This window comes from Amycolatopsis sp. NPDC049691 (assembly GCF_040675005.1).
In the GTDB taxonomy this organism is placed as follows: Bacteria; Actinomycetota; Actinomycetes; order Mycobacteriales; family Pseudonocardiaceae; genus Amycolatopsis.
Window position 1 is genome coordinate 192,182 of record NZ_JBFANX010000010.1, and the last position, 17,038, is coordinate 209,219.

Below are 17,038 nucleotides of genomic sequence, written 5' to 3' on the forward strand. Positions count from 1 at the left end.
CGTGGCCATCTTCCTGGACGAGAACAGCCGGGTCGTCGTCTCCGGCATCACCGGCTCCGAAGGGGCCAAGCACACCCGGCGGATGCTGGCGGCGGGCACGAACGTCGTCGGCGGCGTCAACCCGCGCAAAGCCGGGCAGCACGTTTCGATCGGCTCGGCCGACCTTCCCGTGTTCGGCAGTGTCGCGGAATCGATGGCGTCCACCGGCGCCGACGTCTGCGTGCTGTTCGTGCCGCCGCCGTTCGTCGCCGACGCCGTCATCGAAGCGGTCGACGCCGGCATCGGGCTCGCGGTGGTCATCACCGAGGGCGTCCCGGTGCACGACACCGCCCGGCTGTGGTCCCACGCCGTCGCGGCGGGCGGGCGGACCCGGATCATCGGCCCGAACTGCCCGGGCATCATCTCCCCCGGCAAGTCCAACGCCGGCATCATCCCGGCCGACATCACCGGCCCGGGCCGGATCGGGCTGGTGTCCAAGTCCGGCACGCTGACCTACCAGCTCATGCACGAGCTGCGCGACATCGGGTTCTCCACGTGTGTCGGCATCGGCGGCGACCCGATCATCGGGACCACGCACATCGACGCCGTCGAAGCGTTCGAAAAGGACCCCGAGACGGACCTGATCGTGCTGATCGGCGAGATCGGCGGCGATGCGGAGGAGCGGGCGGCGGAGTTCGTGCGGGCCAACGTGTCGAAGCCGGTCGTCGGGTACGTCGCGGGTTTCACGGCGCCGGAGGGCAAGACGATGGGCCACGCGGGCGCGATCGTCTCCGGTTCTGCCGGGACGGCGGCGGCGAAGAAGGAAGCCCTGGAAGCGGCGGGCATCCGGGTCGGCAGGACCCCGAGCGAGACGGCGGCGCTGGCCCGCGAGGTACTGGGATGACGTCGGCGATCCCGCGGCTGAAGCTGGCGGTGCTCGCGTGCATGGACGCGCGGATCAGCGTCTCCCGGCTGCTCGGCCTCCGGGAGGGCGACGCGCACGTGATCCGGAACGCGGGCGGCGCGGTCACCGAAGACGCGATCCGGTCGCTGACGGTGAGCCAGCACCTGCTGGGCACGCGGGAGATCGTGCTGATCCACCACCAGGACTGCGGGATGCGGAGGTTCACGGACACCGACTTCACCCGGCGGCTGGAATCGTCGACGGGGGTCCGGCCGGGCTGGGCGGCGGAGGCGTTCACCGACCCGGCCCAGGACGTCCGCCAGTGCATCGCGAGGCTGCGGGCTTCGCCATTCCTGCGGCACACGGAGACGGTGCGCGGCTACGTCCTCGACGAGCGGACCGGCACGCTCGACGAGGTGCTCGGCTGATGGAACTCCGTCAGCTGGCAGTGGTGGTGGCGGTCGCGGAGGAAGGCGGTTTCACGGCGGCCGCCCACCGGCTGCGGACGGTCCAGTCGACGGTGTCCACAGTGGTCCGCGCACTGGAACGCGACCTGGGGACACCGTTGTTCCACCGCACGACCCACCGGGTGGAGCTGACGCCCGCCGGCGAGGCGTTCCTGCCCGCCGCGCGGGCGGCACTGGAGGCGGCCGCCCGCGCACGGGCGGCCGTGACACCGGTGAGCGGCCGGGTGCGGTTGGGGGTGTGCCCGGGGTTGCTGGCGGACTGGCACCGGGTGCTCGCCACGCTGCGGCACGTGCACCCGGGATTGGCGGTGGAGGTCCGGCAGGTCCCGGCGTGCGACGGGACTGGGGCGGTCGCGGAGTCCACAGTGGATGTGGTGCTGACGGCGGTTGCGGAGGGTGCTTGCGGTGAGGCGATCCGCCAGGGCGACTCGGCGCAGAACGGCTTCGGGGCGGCCGACCTCGCCTCAGCCGATCCCGATACCACCGCGGGACCCGCCTCTCGCGGCCGGCATCCTGAACCCACGCCCAACCTCGCCCCAGCCGAGCCCGGCATCACCGCGGGACCCGGCGCTCGCGGCCGGCATCGCGAAGCCACGCCCGACCTCACCCCGGCCGATCCCGGCACCGCCGCGGGACCTGCCTCTCGCGGCCGGCGTCCCGAAGCCGCGCCCGCCACCTCCGATCTCATCCCAGGCGTCTCCCCGATCGCCGCCGGCACTGCCCGCCCGCTCGGGCCCGGGCTGGCCATCGCCCCTCTGCCGTGTGAAGAACTCGTCCTCGTCACCGCGCCGGGTGGTTCCCCCTCGGCGCCCGCCGACCTCTCCGAGCTGTCCCTCGTGGACTTCCCGCCCGGCTGGGCCGTTCGCGAGGCCGTCGACCGCGCCTTCCCCGGCCGGCGGCTTTCCCTGGAAGTCGATGATCTCGCCGTGGCCGCCGGGCTGCTGCGGGCCGGCCTCGCCGCCTGCGTGCTGCCCTCCTCCGCCGCCGCGCGGTTTCCCGATCTCACCGTCCGGCGGTTCGACCGGCCGCCGGTCTGGCGGCTCGGTGCCGTGCACCGGACCGACGTCTCCCCCGCCGTCGCCGCGTTGCTCGCTCAGCTCGGCTGAAGGCCCAGCCGGTCGGGTCGCGTGTAGACGTTCATCGACGTGCCCCGCAGGAACCCCACCAGCGTCAGCCCCAGCTCGGCCGCCAGGTCCACCGCCAGCGACGACGGCGCGGAAACCGCCGCCAGCAACGGGATCCCGGCCATCGCCGCCTTCTGCACCAGCTCGAACGATGCCCGCCCGCTCACCATCAGCGCCGTCCCCGACAGCGGCAGCCCGCCCTCGCGGGCCGCCCAGCCGACCACCTTGTCCACCGCGTTGTGGCGGCCGACGTCCTCGCGCAGGCACAGCAGCTTGCCGTCGGCGTCGAACAGCCCCGCTGCGTGGAGCCCGCCGGTCCGGTCGAAGACCCGTTGCGCCGCACGGAGTTCGTCCGGGAACCCGGCGAGCGTCGCCGGGTCGGTGCCGAACGGGTCCGCGGCCACCGGCCACGTCACCGTGGTCCGGACGGCGTCCAAGCTCGCCTTGCCGCACAGCCCGCACGAGGACGTCGTGTAGAAGTTGCGCTCCACCGACGCGTCCGGCGGCGCGACGCCCGGCGCGAGCACGACGTCCAGGACGTTGTACGTGTTGCTCCCGTCGGCCGTGGCCCCGGCGCAGTAGCGGATCGAGTGGATGTCCACGGCGGACCGCACCACGCCCTCGCCGACCAGGAACCCGGCGGCGAGGTCGAAGTCGTCGCCGGGGGTCCGCATCGTGATCGACAGCGCTTTCCCGGCGACCCGGATCTCGAGGGGTTCTTCGACGGTCAGCGTGTCCGGCCGCGCGGTGTGCCCGCCGTCGTGGACGCGCAGCACCCGGCGCCGGCTCGTCATCCGTCCCACGTCAGGCCGCCGGCAGCAGCGACTTGGGCCGGCCCGGCTGGGTCAGCCGCCCCGACAGCACCGCGCCGGCCAGGCTCAGCACGCCCGCCGCGGCGAAGGCGCCGGCGAATCCGTGCGACGTCACGACGAGCGCCGCGAGCCCGATCCCGACCACCGCGCCGACGGCCTTGGCGGAGTACAGGATCCCGAAGTTCTGCGCGGCCGACTCTTCGCCGAAGTACTCGCGCACCAGACCGACCAGCAGGGTGTAGCAGCAGCCGTTGCCGAGCCCGGCGAGCGCGACGCCGAGCAGCAGCCCGGCCGCGTGCCGGTGCTCGCCCGAGTAGAAGAGGACGAACTGCGCGACGCCGCCCGCGAACAGCGCGAACCGGAGGATCCGGTGCCGGCCGAGCCGGTCGGCGAGCCTGCCGATGAGCACCCGGCCGCTGCCGGTCGCCGCGGCGAGCAGCGCCAGCGCGGCCGCGGCGAGCCCGGGCCCGCTGCGCTCGGCGACGAACGTCGCGAGGTAGGCGAGGTCGAACAGCAGCACGGCGGCCGCGAGCACGACGACCAGGTACAGCGCGAGGGTCGTCCCGCACCGGAACAGTTCCGCGGGCCGGTAGTGGCGGACGGCCGGGCGCCGGTTGTGCACCCGGTCGAGGGCCCACGTGCGCGGCTCGGGCGTCGCGGGCCACCAGTGCCGCGGCGGGTAGCGCAGGAGCAGGGCGCACCCGGCGATCACGACGAGGACGACGCCCGCGGTGGCGTCGAGGAGCACCGGCCGCGCGGCCGGCAGGGCGGCGGCGAGCACGACGAAGGGCACGCTCCCGTAGGCGAACGCGCCGCTCACGATGCCTGCGCTGGGTGCGGTGCGGTCCGGGAACCAGGCCAGCACCGCGCCGACACAGGTCGCGTAGACCAGGCCGGTGCCGAGGCCGCCGAGGACGGAGTAGCCGAGGAAGACGGTGAGCAGGCTGGTCGCGTGGCCGAGCGTCACGAGCCCGGCGGCGCAGAGCACCGCGCCGGCGGCCATCGCCGCGGGTGCGGGGAGCAGGCCCCGTTCGCGCAGCCACGCCGTCGGAAAAGCGACTCCGGCCTGGCAGATCGCCCAGACCGCGAGCGAGAGCGCGATGGCGCCGAACGTCCAGCCGTGCGCCCGGGTCAGTGCGGGGACGAGCGCGCCGAAGCCGTACTGCTGCACCCCGGCGGTCAGCATCGCCGCCCCGGCCAGCCAGGTGATCCACGTCCGCGGGCGGCCGAGCAGCTCCCGGTCGGACTCGCCGACGCGGTAGCGCCGTCCGTAGACGTCCCGGAGCTCGCGGACCTCGGTCATGGTGACCGCCTCCTCAGAACCCTCGACTGAAGATTGTATGCAGTATGGAGTAGTCTGAGTGTGCGCTTGTCGCGGCCGCTTGTCTACAGGCTGGGCCCGATCGGAGGGGGAACGCTTCACGCCACTGGGCGGTGCTTCCCGTGTTCGCGGGCTTGGAGGCGGCCCGGTGGCCATCGAGGGAGGAGGCGGCCACCGGGCCGTGCTCCGGCGCGGTACCGGCCGCGCGGAGCACTGACAGTCTGGCGATCGGAGCCACCCTCCGACAAGCTTTACCGGCGGGGAAATGTCCGCATGCGGTGGCTTTTTCGCACCAGGACGACGGCGCGTGACACCCGGCTACCGAGTGGTCCGGGTTCGGGCGAAGATCCACACGCGACAGCGCGCAATGCAGACCGGCCGCGAGGGGTTGCGGACGAGGGTCACGTCACCTCTGCCCGCGCGGCCTACGAGCCAGGCAACTGCCGCGCGCCGGTTCGGCCGAGCTGCCGATCGCGCGCGGATTCGACGAAGCCTCCGGCGCAACAGCACTGCCCGCGCGGGCTTCCGGCCCGCCAACCCCATTTCGCGCGCCGGGAGCTCCCCCGGCTCCGGGCGCGCGAAACCAGCCGAACACCACATGGGTCCACCCCACGTGGCGGGACCGGCGAAGGCATTCCTTCTCCGGCAACCGGTTCCGGCGTCAGGCCTTCTTGCGCGTCGCGCGCTTGCGCGCCGGCTTGGCTTCGGCCGGCTCGGCGGCCGCGGCCTGGTCGGCCTCGAAGCCCGCGATGATCTCGCTCGACAGGCGGCCGCGCTCGGCCACCTCGTAGCCGTTCGCCTGCGCCCACTCGCGGATCTGGCGGTTGCGCTCGCGGTCCGTGCCCGAGCCGGACGAGCCCGACAGCGACTGGCCGGTCGCTAGGCGCACCTTGCGGCCGCCGGTCCGCCGCGCCGCGGCGACGTAGCGGGCGAGTTCGTCACGGAGCGCGGAAGCGTTGTCCTCGGACAGGTCGATTTCGTATGTCACCCCGTCGAGGCTGAAGGGGACGGTCTGCGAAGCCTCGCTCCCGTCGAGGTCGTCCACCATCTCGACGTGCACCCGTTGCGCCATGGTTCGTCGTTCCTCATCTTCTCCAGAACACGGTCGGACAGACCCTAACCTGTCGAATCCCGTCCGGCACGCGCGACACCCGTGAAGCGTCCACAATGGCCGCCCGGGCGACCGCGTCGCCCTCGTCCAGAGTGACCGCAACCGAGCCGGAATGCGCGCCGTCTTGTCGAATATTTGTTTTTGTGATATGCTTGAAATCAAATCGGTACCGTGGCCGCATGACCACCGCCGACTTTCCCGGTATTGCTCCCCGCGCCAGCCGCACCGCCTTCACCGCGGCCGCCGCGCGCGCGGCACATTTGCTCGTCGACACCGGCCCCGTCATCTTCTCCGACCCCCTCGCCGCGCCGCTCCTCGGCGACCGCGCCGAGGAACTCCTGGCCTACCACCACGTCCACGGCACGCATCCGGTCCTGGCCGGCGCCCGCGCCCAAGCCGTGTGCCGCAGCCGGTTCACCGAAGACCGGCTGCTTCGCGACAATTCCGGTATAGACCAGTATGTGATTCTGGGTGCCGGGCTGGATTCGTTCGCCTATCGGAGCGCACCCGGCCGATTCCGCGTGTTCGAGGTCGACCAGCCGGCAACCCAGGCCGTCAAACGGGAACTGCTCGACCGCGCCGGCGTCGCCGTCCCCGCGTCGGTCACCTTCGTCCCGGTCGACTTCGAGGCCGATCCGCTCCGGGAACGGCTCGTCCAGAGTGGACTCGACCCGTTTCGCCCCGTGTTCGTGAGCTGGCTCGGTGTCACCGTCTACCTGACCCGGAAGGCGATTCTCGCCACATTGACGGATCTCGGCGGTTTCGCACCGGGATCGGAAATCGTGACCGATCACCTGGTTCCCGCGGAACTGCGGGACGCGGCGGGAAACGGCTACGCCGAAGCCGTCGGCCCGGTCGCGGCGGAACAGGGCGAGCCGTGGCGCACGTTCCTCTCCCCCGCGGCCATGGCCGGCCTCCTGCGCGAGGCCGGTTTCGAAGTCGTCGAACAGGCCGGGCAGCGCGAGAGCATCGCCCCGGAGCTGTGGAAGCGCACCGACGCGCTGCGCCCCGCCGCGCTTTCCGCGCTGGCCCACGCCCGCATTCCCGGATCGCCGTGAATCCGGCCGGTTTTCCGGTCAATCCGGCAGCATCGGCACTTCGAGGTCGTCCGGGCGGCCGAGCAGGATCGCCCGGGTGACCGCCGCCTTGCCGAAGCGGTCCCGCACCGCGTCCAGCGCCGTGTCGAGCTGAGTCGCCCGCCGGCGCTCGAACGGCAGCGCCAGCTGGAACGGGTCTTCGTCGGCCAGGTTGGACAACGCCGCCCCGAGCAGCGTCAGACCGCGGTCGGCGATCATCGGCAGCGCGGCCACGAGCAGCTCCCGCGCCGCCGCGAGCAGCACGCCGGTGCCCGCGGTCGGGTCGGCGAGCGTGTGCGAGCGGGTGACCCTGGTGAAATCGGCGAAGCGCAGGCGGATCGTCACCGTCCGGCAGACCCGGCGGGCGGCGCGCAGCCGGCGGGCGATCCGGTCGATCAGCGCCACGAGCACGACGTCGAGCTCCGCCGGGGTCCGCCTGCCGCGCCCGAGGGCCCGCTGGGCGCCGATCGACCGCCGGCGGCGGCCGACCTCGACGCGGCGCGGATCCCGGTTGTGCGCCAGGTCGTGCAGGTGCCCGCCGGCCGCCCGGCCGAGCATGCTCACCAGGTCGACCGGCTCGGACGCGGCCAGCTGACCCACCGTCGTGATGCCCCGCGCGCGCAGCTTCTCGGTGGTGACCTTGCCGACGCCCCACAGCGCGCCGACCGGCAGCGGGTGCAGGAACTCGAGCTCGGCGTCGTGCGGGACGACGAGCAGGCCGTCCGGCTTCGCGACCCGGCTGGCGACCTTCGCGAGGAACTTCGTCCGCGCAACCCCTACCGTGATCGGCAGCCCGGCGCGCTCGGCGACGGTGGCGCGCAGCCGTTCGGCGATGTCGCGCGGCCGTCCGCCGATCCTCGTCAACCCCCCGACGTCGAGGAAGGCTTCGTCGATCGAGAGGCCTTCCACCCACGGCGTGGTGTCGTGGAAGACGTCGAAGACGACCTTGCTCGCGGCCGAATAGGCCGACATCCGCGGCGGCACGACGACGGCGTGCGGGCACAGGCGCCGGGCCTGCGCGCCGCCCATCGCGGTGCGCACCCCATAGGCCTTGGCCTCGTAACTCGCGGCCAGGACGACCCCGCCGCCGACGATCACCGGGCGCCCCTTCAGCGCCGGGTCGTCGCGCTGCTCGACCGACGCGTAGAACGAGTCGAGGTCGGCGTGGAGGATGGGCCCCTCGGGGACGGTCATAGAACATATGTTCGCATAAGCGGGCGCCGAAGTCCGCTCATCCGTCCGCCGCGGCACCCCTGCCGCCGGGCGAAACTGAGCGTTTTCCCGGTTGTCGCCGCTCTGTTGCCCCGGTCACACTCGACGGATCGATCAGCCCGACCACTGGGGGCGACATGTCCGAGAAGTGCCGATGCGGCGACCACCACGCGTGGGCCAGCCCGAATCCCGACGACCGGCCGGCCGCGGCGCGGCAGCCGCTGCTGGCCACGACGCTGGCCGGCGAAGACCGCGACGAAGACGCCGGCCGGCTCGACCCGACCGGCCGCGTCACGTGCCGCACGCACCGCCGGTGGCTGCACGACTGCGTCTCGTCGCCGGTGCACACCAACCCGGCGATCGGCTACCGCTGGTGCCGCCGCTGCGACCACCAGGCGCTGGTGGCGGTGGACGAGCTGACCGGTGAGGTCGCGATCCACTGCGGGCTCTGCGGCCGCAGCCCGCGCAGCCGGGCCAACCTGGAACTGGTGGCGCTGTGCCGGCGGAGCTTGGCGCTGGCCCACGCGGGACGGTTCCCGGAGACCGCCGTCGCGTGAGGGTTCCCGGGGACCGCCGTCCCGGGACTGCCATGATGCCGGGGTGCCCGACACCGGAACCACCGCGCTGGTGATCCTGCTGCCCGCCGCCGAGCCCGCGCTCGACGCGGCCCGCCGGATCTCCCCCGGCCTGGTCCGGCCCGGCTTGCCCGCCCACGTGACCGCGTTGTACCCGTTCCTCCCCGACACCTCCCTGACCGATGAGGTCACGGCGGCCGTTCGTTCGCTGGCCGCGGGGGTTTCGCCGGTCTCGGTCCGACTGGCCGAGGTGCTGGTCGCGCCCGGGTTCCTGGCGCTGCCCGCTCCGTCGCTCCAGGTGGTCGCCGACGCGGTGTGCGCTCGCTGGCCGGAGATCCCGCCGTACGGTGGGCGGTTCGGGCCGCGACCGCCCGCGCACGTGACCGTGGCGATGGGCGGCGACGACGAGACCCTCTCGCGGGTGGCCGCCGAAGTCCGGCCGCTGTTGCCGGTGACCGGCCGCGCCGAAGCCCTCCAGCTCGTCGCGTTGACCGATCGCGGGTGGGAGCCTCGGCTGGAGGCACCATTCGGCGGGTGAACGTCCGCGTAGTGCCTACCCAAGCTCAGTCACTGCGGATGTGCAGCGACTACACTTTCTTCATGGCCGCGAAGGTGTAGCGACTACACGTTCTTTATCGCTGCACTTGCGGAGTCACTCCGCCGACCGCCGCGCCGTCCAGCTTCCGGTACGCGCGCGCGATCGCCCGCAACCGGGCGACGTCGGCGGCGAACGGCTCCGCCGGCGCGGCCGGCGGCTCCTCCTCAGTCGGCTCGTCCGGAAGGTCGCGCACCAGCCGCGCCGCCGCCGGGGCCGGCAGCTCCGGCGTCACCCCCGCCAGGATCAAGCCGTCGTTCGTCTCGCTCATCGCCGTCAGCAGCCGCTCGCGCCGGGACGGCCCGCCCGGGTCGATGCGGACGATCTCCGGGAACCGCCGCGTCAAGTGCGTCCGCAACGGCCGAAGCAGGCGAAGCGTCTTCGCGTCGCGGCGACCGGCCACCAGGCCCGGGACCGACGGGATCGTCAACCCCACGACGATCAGCAGCACCGAGACCGCCGGGAAACCGACGTCGAGCGTGCACGGCAGCGTCGAGAACGGCCCGCGGCACAACGCCTTCACCGGGTGGTCGGCCTGCAGGGCGCCGATCGTCGCGACGACCTTGCCCGCGAGGTACGCGACCGCGAACGCCGAGGCCAGCAGCAGCAACGTCAACCCGGTGCGCAGCGCGCCGCCGCTCGCGCGGATCGTCACCGCCGACACCACGCCGATGTCGATGACCGCGAACCCGAGGTAGACGGTGTACACGAAGACGTACACGACCAACGTCGGGTGCGTGCGGTACAGCTCGTCGAACACGCCGATGCCGCGCGGCAGGTCCGGCGTGCTGAAGAACATCACGGTCAGCAGGACCAGCGCGACGCCGAGCGCACCCAGCCGGAGCCGGCCACCGCGGTCGCGCGTGCCGCTGATCTCCGCGACCGTCAGGCCGATGCCGTAGGCCGCGATCATCGTCGCCAGGTTCGACAGCAGCCGGCCGAGGCTCGGGTAGAGCTCGCTCTCGAAGAGCTGCGCGCGGTTGGACAGGAAGCAGAACGCCGCCCCCAGCGCGATGAGCGAGACGGCCAGCCCGGCCCCCGCGCCGGTGCGCCGGGCGCGGACCGCGCGCCAGATCCCGACCGCCAACGCGAAGAGCCCGACCCCGACGAACAGAATGTCGATCACGAGACGGCACTATCCCAGGAGTGCCGCCAGCCGCCTAGCCTGCTCCGCCGCCCGGCCGGACGCGCCCGGCTGAACGGCGGGCGGCTCGCTCGTCGCGGCGCTCATCAGCAGCACGGCGATCAGCTCGGCCTCGTACTCGTCGGTGCCGGTCGTCACGCGGGTGAGCAGGTGGGACAGAGCCTGCGGCGCGAGGTCCGGGGCGAGCCGCGCGGCTTCGGACTCCGACATCTGGCAGGTCCCCGTGTGCGCGCACAGCATGTGGGCGAGCTCGTGGGCGATGATGTGGTCCTGGTGCAGCGCCGACGTGTGCTCGACGTAGGCGATCAGGTCGTAGTCCGGGCGGGCCTGCCACGCGCCGGACGGGCGGCCGGGCCGGTATTCGACCGGGACGAGGTCGATTTCGCGCCCGCGCCAGGCTTCGAGGCGGTCCACCCAGGCGTTCATCGACCACGGACGGGGCACCGGAACGGCAACGAGCAGCGCGCGCACCCGCTCCCGGGCGCCGGCCCGGAGGTTCGTCAAGCCGCGCTCGTCGATGAGTCCTCCCCGGCCACCGGGCGCCAGCCGGGTGCACCGGGGCGCGATCACGGACGAGGTCATCGTAGCCGACCGCGCGCGGTCACTCCGGCTTCCGGCGCCGGCCCTCGCGGTGCCGGGTTTCGTCGTAGCCGGCCAGCTGGTCGAGCAGCGCCGTCACGGTTTCGCGGTCGCGCGGGGAGAGCCGCATGGCCCGCTGCGCCAGGTGGCGCGCCTCGCTGTCGCGCCACGCCACGACGTCCTCGACCTGGCGGTCGACCTGCCCGGCGACCTCGTCGTCGAAGAAGTAGGTCACCGGCACGCCGAAGAACTGGGCGAGCGCCTGGATGTGCGAGCGCTTGGGGTCCTTGCGCGCGCCGACGGCCAGCTGCTGGACGTGGGTCGCCGACATCGTCACGCCGGTCTGCTCGGCGACGCCGTGCGCGATCTCCCGATAGGAGTACGGCTTGCGGTCCGGCGGGTGCACGGTCGCGATCAAGTGCGCCAGCCGTTCCGCGAAACTGCGCTCGTCGCTCACCACACACCACCTTCGGCCAGGAAACGTGACAACCGTCAGCCTAGCTGTCCTGAAAACTTGACACAGGCTGTCCCGTAAAGACTACGATACCCCTGTTCGGTGTTTCGAAAACAGGACACCGGATCCCGGGGTGGCGCTGCGGCCGCAGGGTGGTGTCACGTGGTCGCTGGGGGTGGCCACGCGCCGCACCGTGTTCCCGCCGCGCCGCCCCACCTCAGCCCACTCTCCTGGCCGTGGCCAGGGACGGCGTCGGTGCGGGACCGCCCGGGTCGTCGTGTCCGCCGTGGCGAGAAGGTAGCGGGGCGGGTGGTGGCGCGGTTCGGCAAAAGTACCGCCGTCGCAAGCGACTTCGGCCGGTGGTCCGGCGCGTGAGAGCAGCTCACTCGGCCAAGCAGGCACCTCCCGTTCGCTCCTCGGAGAGCAGGCGCCGCAGGACGGCCGGCGTCGCTCCCGTGTGCTCGCGGACCGTCCGCGTCAAATGGGCTTGGTCCGCGAACCCCAGCTCCGCCGCCAGCACCCCCAGCTCCCGCTCCCCCGCCTCCAGCCGGTCGAGCGCCCGGCCGACCCGGACCCGGTTGCGGTACCGCGTCAGCGAAACCCCCACCTCACGGGGGAACGCCCGGCTCAACCGGTACGGCGACACCTCCAGCATCTCGGCCAGGGGAAACAACCCCGCCGCGGCGGGCACGTCCGCCGCGATGGCCTCGCGGGCGCGCGCCACCAACGCACCGTCGCCGCCCCGGCCGGCGGATGCCGGTGTCGGCTTCCCGGCCGCCTGGGTGAGCGCGCGGCCCACCAGCTCCAGCAAGCCCTCCGCCAGCGCGTAGTCCGGGTCGGCGACCGACGCCACCACCCGCCGGTGCGCCAGGTCGAGCCGGGCGTCGACGTACACCGTCGGACGGGACGGCCCGGCCAGCTGGTGCCAGCGCTCCTCCCCGAACGTCACCGACGTGCAGACGTCGCCGCCCGCCGGGTGGGCGAACCGCTCCTCGTCCCCCGGCGCGGCGACGTACCCCACCGCCGGGTCGGTGTCCGCGACGATCCCGCGCGCGTGGCGGCGGAACCGGCCGCGGCGGACGAGCACCATCCGGTGGCCGTCCGCCACCTCGGGCGGGGACCAGCCCGGATGGTCCTCCGCGCACTTCACCACGCTCACCGCGTACCCCGGGCCCGCCGCGACCTCCACCGCTTCCAACACGGCTCGGACGCTACGCCGGGGGTCCGACAGTTTCCGCAAGGATCTTCAAGACCGCGCCCGGCGCACGCGGAAGGGTGGGCACCGAACGAAAGGAGTCGGGAAATGCCCGCGGAACTCACGACGATCGTCCTCGACTGCGCCGACCCGGCCGCGCTCGCCGCCTTCTACGCCAAGGCCCTCGGCCTGGAGGTGACCTATGAGGACGACGACACCGTCCAGCTCGGCCTCCTCGGCTTCCAGCGCGTCGCCGGCTACCGGGGTCCGTCCTGGCCGGACGACGCCAAGCACGCCCACCTCGACCTCCGCGTCGACGACCTGACCGCCGCCGTCGCGGAGTTCGAGGCGCTCGGCGCCACCAAGCCGGACTTCCAGCCCGGTGGCGCCGACTGGGTCGTGCTGCAGGACCCCGAAGGCCACCTCTTCTGCCTGGTCCCGGCCTGATCAGGACCGGTACACGCCGAACTCGTACAGCGAATAGCCGTACGCGGTGCCGCGCTGGGTCGCCGACATCCGGACGTACCGGGCGGTGCCGGCGATCGCGAGGTCGTCGGCACCGCCGTCGCCGGACGTCGTCGAATACACCGTCCGCCAGTTCGCCGCGTCGTCGCTGACCTGGATCTCGTACGCCTTCCCGAAGGCGGCCTCCCAGATCAGCTGGACGTGGTCGAACGCCTGCCTGCTGCCCAGATCCACCTGCAGCCACTGCGGATCGGCCCACGCGCTCGCCCAGCGCGTCGCGGTGTCGCCGTCGGTGGCGGCCTGCGGCGGGTAGGGCGCGCCGGGGCCGTCGGCCTGGTAGGTCGACGCCGTGGTCGCCTTGCCGCGGGCCAGGTTCGTGCCCGGCACCGGCGGGGCGACCACGCGCAGCGACCGCGTCTCGATGCCGACGTTTCCGTGGCCGTCCCGGGCGTAGAGGTAGATCTTCCAGACGCCCAGCTGCTGCGGCGCGGTGACGGTGAACGTGCCGTTCCCGGTGAACTGCGCCGGGATCAGGCCGGCCGCGTTGTTGATGTACTTGCTGTTGTAGCCCATGGTGTAGGTGATCGGGTCACCGTCGGGATCGGACACGTTCGCCGTGAGGGTGAACGTCGAACCGGCCGGGACGTCGGTGACGCGGCTGAGGGTCATCGACGAGATCACCGGCGGCGTGTTGCCACCCGTCTGTCCACTGTAGAGCCTGCGGACGGCGTACCAGGAGAGCCGCTTCTCGTTGCCGGTGGTGATGTTGAACCAGACGCCGCCGAAGTCGCCCTCCGTGCCGTAGTGGAACAGCGTCGCGCCGAGCGCCACGCCCGGGTGGGCCAGCACGCAGTTCCAGGCGTTGACGTACCCGTCGCGCTTCTGCTGGTCGGTCGGCTCCGCCGGCACGCCGTTGCCGTCGTTCGGCACCTCCCACTCGCCCGCCGGGCCGGTCTCGGTGATGATGTACGGCTTCGTGTAGCCGCCGTTGAGCCAGTCCTGCTTCACCTGGCAGACCTGGGCGTAGGAGTTGACGGAGTAGAGGTCGAGGCTCGGCGCGTACGCCTTGTAGTACGGCCACGCACCGGTCCAGGCGTCGGTCGAGGTGACCGGGTGGTTCGCGTCGATCGCGTGGATCGCCTGCGCGGCCTGGTCGACGAAGCGGGTGTAGGCGATCCGGTTCTGCTCCAGCTGCGTGCCGGAGTAGCAGTTCTGCATGCCGAGGATCGACTCGTTGCCGACGTTCCACATCAGCACGCCGGGATGTGTTCTGTAGGCGGTAACCCACTTCTGGATCTCGGCGAGCATCGAGTTCTTGTATGTGGTGTCCGTCGTGTAGTCGACGCAGCCGCCGCTGCCCGGGCCGCCGCCGGGTTGCAGCCAGAAGCCGGCGACGACCTTGATGCCGTTGGCCGCGGCGGCGTCGAACAGCGGCCGGCTGGTGCCGTCGGTGCCCCAGGTGCGGACGGTGTTGACGCCGATCGAGTGCAGCTCCGGCATCCGCGTTCCGGCCTCGCTCACCGGCGGGCCCCACGTCAGCCCCTTGACGGTCCACGGCGTCCCGTCGACCGTCAGCTGCCAGTTCCCTTGCGACCCGGTCACGCGCGTGACGCCGGGGCCGTCCTGCGTCGGCGTTCCCGGCGTGCCGCTGACCTGGAATTCCCACAGCGAGTAGCCGTAGCCGCCGACGCGGTGGGTTCCGTAGAAGCGCACGTAACGGCCGTGGCCGGTGACGGCGAGGTTCTGGATGCCGCCTCCCGCCGTCGTCGTGCTGTACACCGTCCGCCAGGTACCGGCGTCGTCCGAAACCTGGATTTCGTACGCGGTCGCGTAGGCGGCTTCCCAGTTCAAGGTCACCTGGGTGATGTCGGCGGGCGCGCCGAGGTCGACCTGCAGCCACTGCGGGTCGCTCCAGGCACTCGCCCAGCGTGTTCCGGTGTCGCCGTCGACGGCCGCCGACGCCGGGGTGCCGGCACCCTCGCTGCTCGACGCGGTCGCGGGTCTTCCTTGGGACAGCAGCGTGGCGGCGTGTGCCGGGGAGGGGCCGGCGAGCAGGCCCAGCACCAGCAGGGCCACCAGCGCCGGGACGGCACGGAGGAGCGACGGTCGGTCCACGATGACTCCCGTACGACAGGGGAACGGAGACGGAGAGCGCTCTCCGGCGCGATCGATGGTTCGGCACGCGCCCCCGCGTTGTCAAGACGGGCTCGCGAACCCGACAATGACTGTCCGACGGGCGATCCCGGTACTCCTTGACAGGGCCGGGGCAGGCTGCGCATGCTGTGGGAGAGCGCTCTCCCACCCTTGGCACCTCACCGTGGAGGACCCTTGGCATCGAAAATCGCGCTCCTCGCCTGCACCGCCGCCACCGTGCTGGCAGGCGCCTTCCTCACCACGGCCACCTGGTCGCCCGCCGGCGCGGACGATCTGGTGACCCACCACGAGTTCCAGGTCAACTGCTCCCCCAGCCACCACCAGCCGGACGACCCGATCGTCTTCCCCGGGCTGCCCGGCGCGTCGCACGACCACACGTTCCTCGGCAACAAGACCACCAACGCGGCGACGACCCTGCAGTCGCTGCAGGGCGCGGGCGTCGGCAACACGACGTGCCTGGCGCCGGACGACCTTTCGGCGTACTGGTTCCCGACGGTCTACAACGGGAACCAGGTGGTGCTGCCGAACTTCGCGCAGGTCGTCTACTACAAGTCCGGGATCCTCGACTACACGAAGGTCGTGCCGTTCCCGCCCGGCCTGCGGTACGTCGCCGGCAGCGTCACGGCCACCCAGGACGAGTTCCAGCACGCGCCCGGCGCGATCGAGGGCTGGGAGTGCGGCGACAGCTTCCACAACTGGGACATCCCCGTCCAGTGCGTGGCGGGCAGCCAGCTCAACATCCGCTACCAGGCCCCGAGCTGCTGGGACGGCGTCCACCTCGATTCGGCCGACCACAAGAGCCACCTGGCGTACCCGGACCGGACGACCCTGACGTGCCCGGCCGACCACCCGGTGGCCGTGCCGATGCTCGAGTTCAAGATGGCGTTCCCGGTCAGCGGCGACATGTCCGGGGTGCACCTGGCCAGCGGACGCGGGTACTCGTGGCACTACGACTTCTTCAACGCGTGGGACCCGCCGACGCTGGAGGCCCTGGTCAAGCACTGCATCAACGGCGGCCTGCAGTGCGACCCGCGCGGGTTCGACCTCTACAAGCCGGACCGCGGCACGGTGCTCGGGCCGAACTACCGGCTGCCCGGCCGTCCGTGAGACGGCCGCTCCTGGGGGCGGCGGTGGTGGCGCTGACCTTGGGCGGGTGCGCCACCACCGGCCCCGCCCCCACCGCCTCGCCCTTCAACCCCACCGACGTGGCGTGGCTGCAGCTGGTGGTGCCGATGACCGAGAACGCGCTGGTGGCCGCCCGGCTGGCACCGTCGCACGCGACGAGCCCGGCGGTGCGCGCGGCCGCCGACTCGGTCGCGGCACCGTCCGAGCGGTTGCTGGCGCGCTTGACCGCGACCCGCGACCGGGCGGGGCTCCCGGCCGGGGACGTCCACAGTGGACACCGGATGCCGGGGATGGTCACCGCGGCGGACCTGGTCGCGCTGCGGACCGGGACCGGGCCGGACTTCGACCGGCGGCTGGTGGCACTGCTGCGGGGGCATGCGGCGCAGCTGGTGGTGCTGGCGCGGGGTGAGCAGACGTCGGGCGGGGACGCGGAGACGCGGGAACTCGCCGGCGAGGTCGGCGCCGAGGGGACGCGGCAGGAGACGGCGCTGGCCGGGCTGGGCTGATTCGCCGGCCCCAGCGACCGCCGTGGGAAAGGGCGAGCGCACGGCACGAGAGGCCCTGAACCAGCTCGACCATGCGCGGCGAGGGGCGGCGGCGTGCTGCCACCCGTCGGGCGCGTGAAGCGGATTGATCGTTCGATGCGGAGCGATCGGACACGACTCGGCCCGAGCTTCGGGCCGTGGGGGCCACCTCCCCACAAGGTGGCCGGGCCGGCGCCGTCGGGGCCACCACCCCACGTGGTG

Annotated in this window: 18 protein-coding genes; 9 read left to right on the top strand and 9 right to left on the bottom strand. The window is 72.6% G+C overall.

Going from position 1 to position 17,038, the window contains the following annotated elements:
- Position 1 precedes the first annotated feature (1 nt).
- The 3 genes from sucD to AB0J40_RS23960 are packed head-to-tail and all read left to right on the top strand — an operon-like array spanning position 2 to position 2,456.
- Positions 2-883: a succinate--CoA ligase subunit alpha gene (gene sucD, locus AB0J40_RS23950; protein WP_364456624.1), complete on the top strand. Its 882-nt coding sequence runs from the start codon at positions 2-4 to the stop codon at positions 881-883.
- Positions 880-1,311: a carbonic anhydrase gene (locus AB0J40_RS23955; protein ID WP_364456626.1), complete on the top strand. Its 432-nt coding sequence runs from the start codon at positions 880-882 to the stop codon at positions 1,309-1,311. Before sucD ends, AB0J40_RS23955 begins: the two co-directional genes overlap by 4 nt.
- A complete protein-coding gene (locus tag AB0J40_RS23960; RefSeq protein WP_364456628.1) occupies positions 1,311-2,456 on the top strand; it encodes a LysR family transcriptional regulator in 1,146 nt (381 codons plus the stop codon). Before AB0J40_RS23955 ends, AB0J40_RS23960 begins: the two co-directional genes overlap by 1 nt.
- Here AB0J40_RS23960 and fdhD read toward each other — a convergent pair.
- The 3 genes from fdhD to AB0J40_RS23975 form a co-directional block, all read right to left on the bottom strand.
- On the bottom strand, positions 2,444-3,277 hold the full coding sequence (fdhD, locus tag AB0J40_RS23965) for a formate dehydrogenase accessory sulfurtransferase FdhD (protein ID WP_364456630.1): 834 nt from the start codon (positions 3,275-3,277) through the stop codon (positions 2,444-2,446). The two genes, AB0J40_RS23960 and fdhD, sit on opposite strands and share 13 nt — an antisense overlap.
- A 1-nt stretch (position 3,278) precedes the next feature.
- The gene (locus tag AB0J40_RS23970; RefSeq protein WP_364456632.1) at positions 3,279-4,589 is read right to left on the bottom strand and encodes an OFA family MFS transporter; all 1,311 of its coding nucleotides are present in this window, start codon (positions 4,587-4,589) and stop codon (positions 3,279-3,281) included.
- 679 nt (positions 4,590-5,268) lie between these two features.
- Positions 5,269-5,679 (bottom strand): Lsr2 family protein, encoded by a 411-nt coding sequence (locus AB0J40_RS23975; protein WP_364456634.1) that lies wholly within the window; start codon positions 5,677-5,679, stop codon positions 5,269-5,271.
- A 218-nt stretch (positions 5,680-5,897) separates the two neighbouring features.
- Between AB0J40_RS23975 and AB0J40_RS23980 the strand changes: the two genes are divergently transcribed.
- Positions 5,898-6,776, top strand: coding sequence for a class I SAM-dependent methyltransferase (locus tag AB0J40_RS23980; protein WP_364456636.1), 879 nt, complete (start codon positions 5,898-5,900; stop codon positions 6,774-6,776).
- Between the two features lie 18 nt (positions 6,777-6,794).
- Here the strand turns inward: AB0J40_RS23980 and dinB are convergent, their stop codons facing one another.
- Positions 6,795-7,988, bottom strand: coding sequence for a DNA polymerase IV (gene dinB / locus AB0J40_RS23985; RefSeq protein WP_364456638.1), 1,194 nt, complete (start codon positions 7,986-7,988; stop codon positions 6,795-6,797).
- A 155-nt stretch (positions 7,989-8,143) separates the two neighbouring features.
- Between dinB and AB0J40_RS23990 the strand changes: the two genes are divergently transcribed.
- Entirely contained in the window at positions 8,144-8,563 is a 420-nt protein-coding gene (locus tag AB0J40_RS23990; protein ID WP_364456640.1) for a hypothetical protein, read from the top strand.
- 43 nt (positions 8,564-8,606) lie between these two features.
- The gene (locus AB0J40_RS23995) at positions 8,607-9,119 is read left to right on the top strand and encodes a 2'-5' RNA ligase family protein (protein ID WP_364456642.1); all 513 of its coding nucleotides are present in this window, start codon (positions 8,607-8,609) and stop codon (positions 9,117-9,119) included.
- 94 nt (positions 9,120-9,213) lie between these two features.
- Here the strand turns inward: AB0J40_RS23995 and AB0J40_RS24000 are convergent, their stop codons facing one another.
- The 4 genes from AB0J40_RS24000 to AB0J40_RS24015 all read right to left on the bottom strand — a co-directional run bounded on the left by AB0J40_RS24000 (position 9,214) and on the right by AB0J40_RS24015 (position 12,554).
- On the bottom strand, positions 9,214-10,302 hold the full coding sequence (locus AB0J40_RS24000) for a hypothetical protein (RefSeq protein WP_364456644.1): 1,089 nt from the start codon (positions 10,300-10,302) through the stop codon (positions 9,214-9,216).
- A gap of 9 nt (positions 10,303-10,311) precedes the next feature.
- Positions 10,312-10,902: a hypothetical protein gene (locus tag AB0J40_RS24005; RefSeq protein WP_364456646.1), complete on the bottom strand. Its 591-nt coding sequence runs from the start codon at positions 10,900-10,902 to the stop codon at positions 10,312-10,314.
- Positions 10,903-10,921: 19 nt separating this feature from the next.
- Complete coding sequence (locus AB0J40_RS24010) at positions 10,922-11,356, bottom strand: XRE family transcriptional regulator (RefSeq protein ID WP_364456648.1); 435 nt, start codon at positions 11,354-11,356, stop codon at positions 10,922-10,924.
- A 379-nt stretch (positions 11,357-11,735) separates the two neighbouring features.
- Positions 11,736-12,554 carry a helix-turn-helix transcriptional regulator gene (locus tag AB0J40_RS24015; RefSeq protein WP_364456649.1) on the bottom strand — a complete coding sequence of 273 codons (819 nt, stop codon included), beginning with the start codon at positions 12,552-12,554 and terminating at the stop codon, positions 11,736-11,738.
- A 102-nt stretch (positions 12,555-12,656) separates the two neighbouring features.
- Here AB0J40_RS24015 and AB0J40_RS24020 point away from each other — a divergent pair, with 102 nt between their 5' ends.
- The gene (locus tag AB0J40_RS24020; protein ID WP_364456651.1) at positions 12,657-12,995 is read left to right on the top strand and encodes a VOC family protein; all 339 of its coding nucleotides are present in this window, start codon (positions 12,657-12,659) and stop codon (positions 12,993-12,995) included.
- On the opposite strand, the gene AB0J40_RS24025 is transcribed toward AB0J40_RS24020, so the two are convergent.
- Entirely contained in the window at positions 12,996-15,128 is a 2,133-nt protein-coding gene (locus tag AB0J40_RS24025; protein ID WP_364456653.1) for a discoidin domain-containing protein, read from the bottom strand. It lies immediately after the preceding gene.
- 213 nt (positions 15,129-15,341) lie between these two features.
- On the opposite strand from AB0J40_RS24025, the gene AB0J40_RS24030 reads away from it, so the two are divergent.
- Both AB0J40_RS24030 and AB0J40_RS24035 read left to right on the top strand, forming a co-directional pair.
- A complete protein-coding gene (locus tag AB0J40_RS24030; RefSeq protein WP_364456655.1) occupies positions 15,342-16,274 on the top strand; it encodes a DUF1996 domain-containing protein in 933 nt (310 codons plus the stop codon).
- A complete protein-coding gene (locus tag AB0J40_RS24035; RefSeq protein ID WP_364456656.1) occupies positions 16,271-16,798 on the top strand; it encodes a DUF305 domain-containing protein in 528 nt (175 codons plus the stop codon). Before AB0J40_RS24030 ends, AB0J40_RS24035 begins: the two co-directional genes overlap by 4 nt.
- Positions 16,799-17,038: the final 240 nt, after the last annotated feature.

Bases quoted from the DNA above. Each gene is read 5' to 3' on its own strand.
- AB0J40_RS23970 (WP_364456632.1), bottom strand. From the start codon at position 4,589: ATGACCGAGGTCCGCGAGCTCCGGGACGTCTACGGACGGCGCTACCGC.
- AB0J40_RS23975 (WP_364456634.1), bottom strand. From the start codon at position 5,679: ATGGCGCAACGGGTGCACGTCGAGATGGTGGACGACCTCGACGGGAGC.
- AB0J40_RS24005 (WP_364456646.1), bottom strand. From the start codon at position 10,902: ATGACCTCGTCCGTGATCGCGCCCCGGTGCACCCGGCTGGCGCCCGGT.
- AB0J40_RS23960 (WP_364456628.1), top strand. From the start codon at position 1,311: ATGGAACTCCGTCAGCTGGCAGTGGTGGTGGCGGTCGCGGAGGAAGGC.
- AB0J40_RS24020 (WP_364456651.1), top strand. From the start codon at position 12,657: ATGCCCGCGGAACTCACGACGATCGTCCTCGACTGCGCCGACCCGGCC.
- dinB (WP_364456638.1), bottom strand. From the start codon at position 7,988: ATGACCGTCCCCGAGGGGCCCATCCTCCACGCCGACCTCGACTCGTTC.
- AB0J40_RS23990 (WP_364456640.1), top strand. From the start codon at position 8,144: ATGTCCGAGAAGTGCCGATGCGGCGACCACCACGCGTGGGCCAGCCCG.
- AB0J40_RS23955 (WP_364456626.1), top strand. From the start codon at position 880: ATGACGTCGGCGATCCCGCGGCTGAAGCTGGCGGTGCTCGCGTGCATG.
- AB0J40_RS23980 (WP_364456636.1), top strand. From the start codon at position 5,898: ATGACCACCGCCGACTTTCCCGGTATTGCTCCCCGCGCCAGCCGCACC.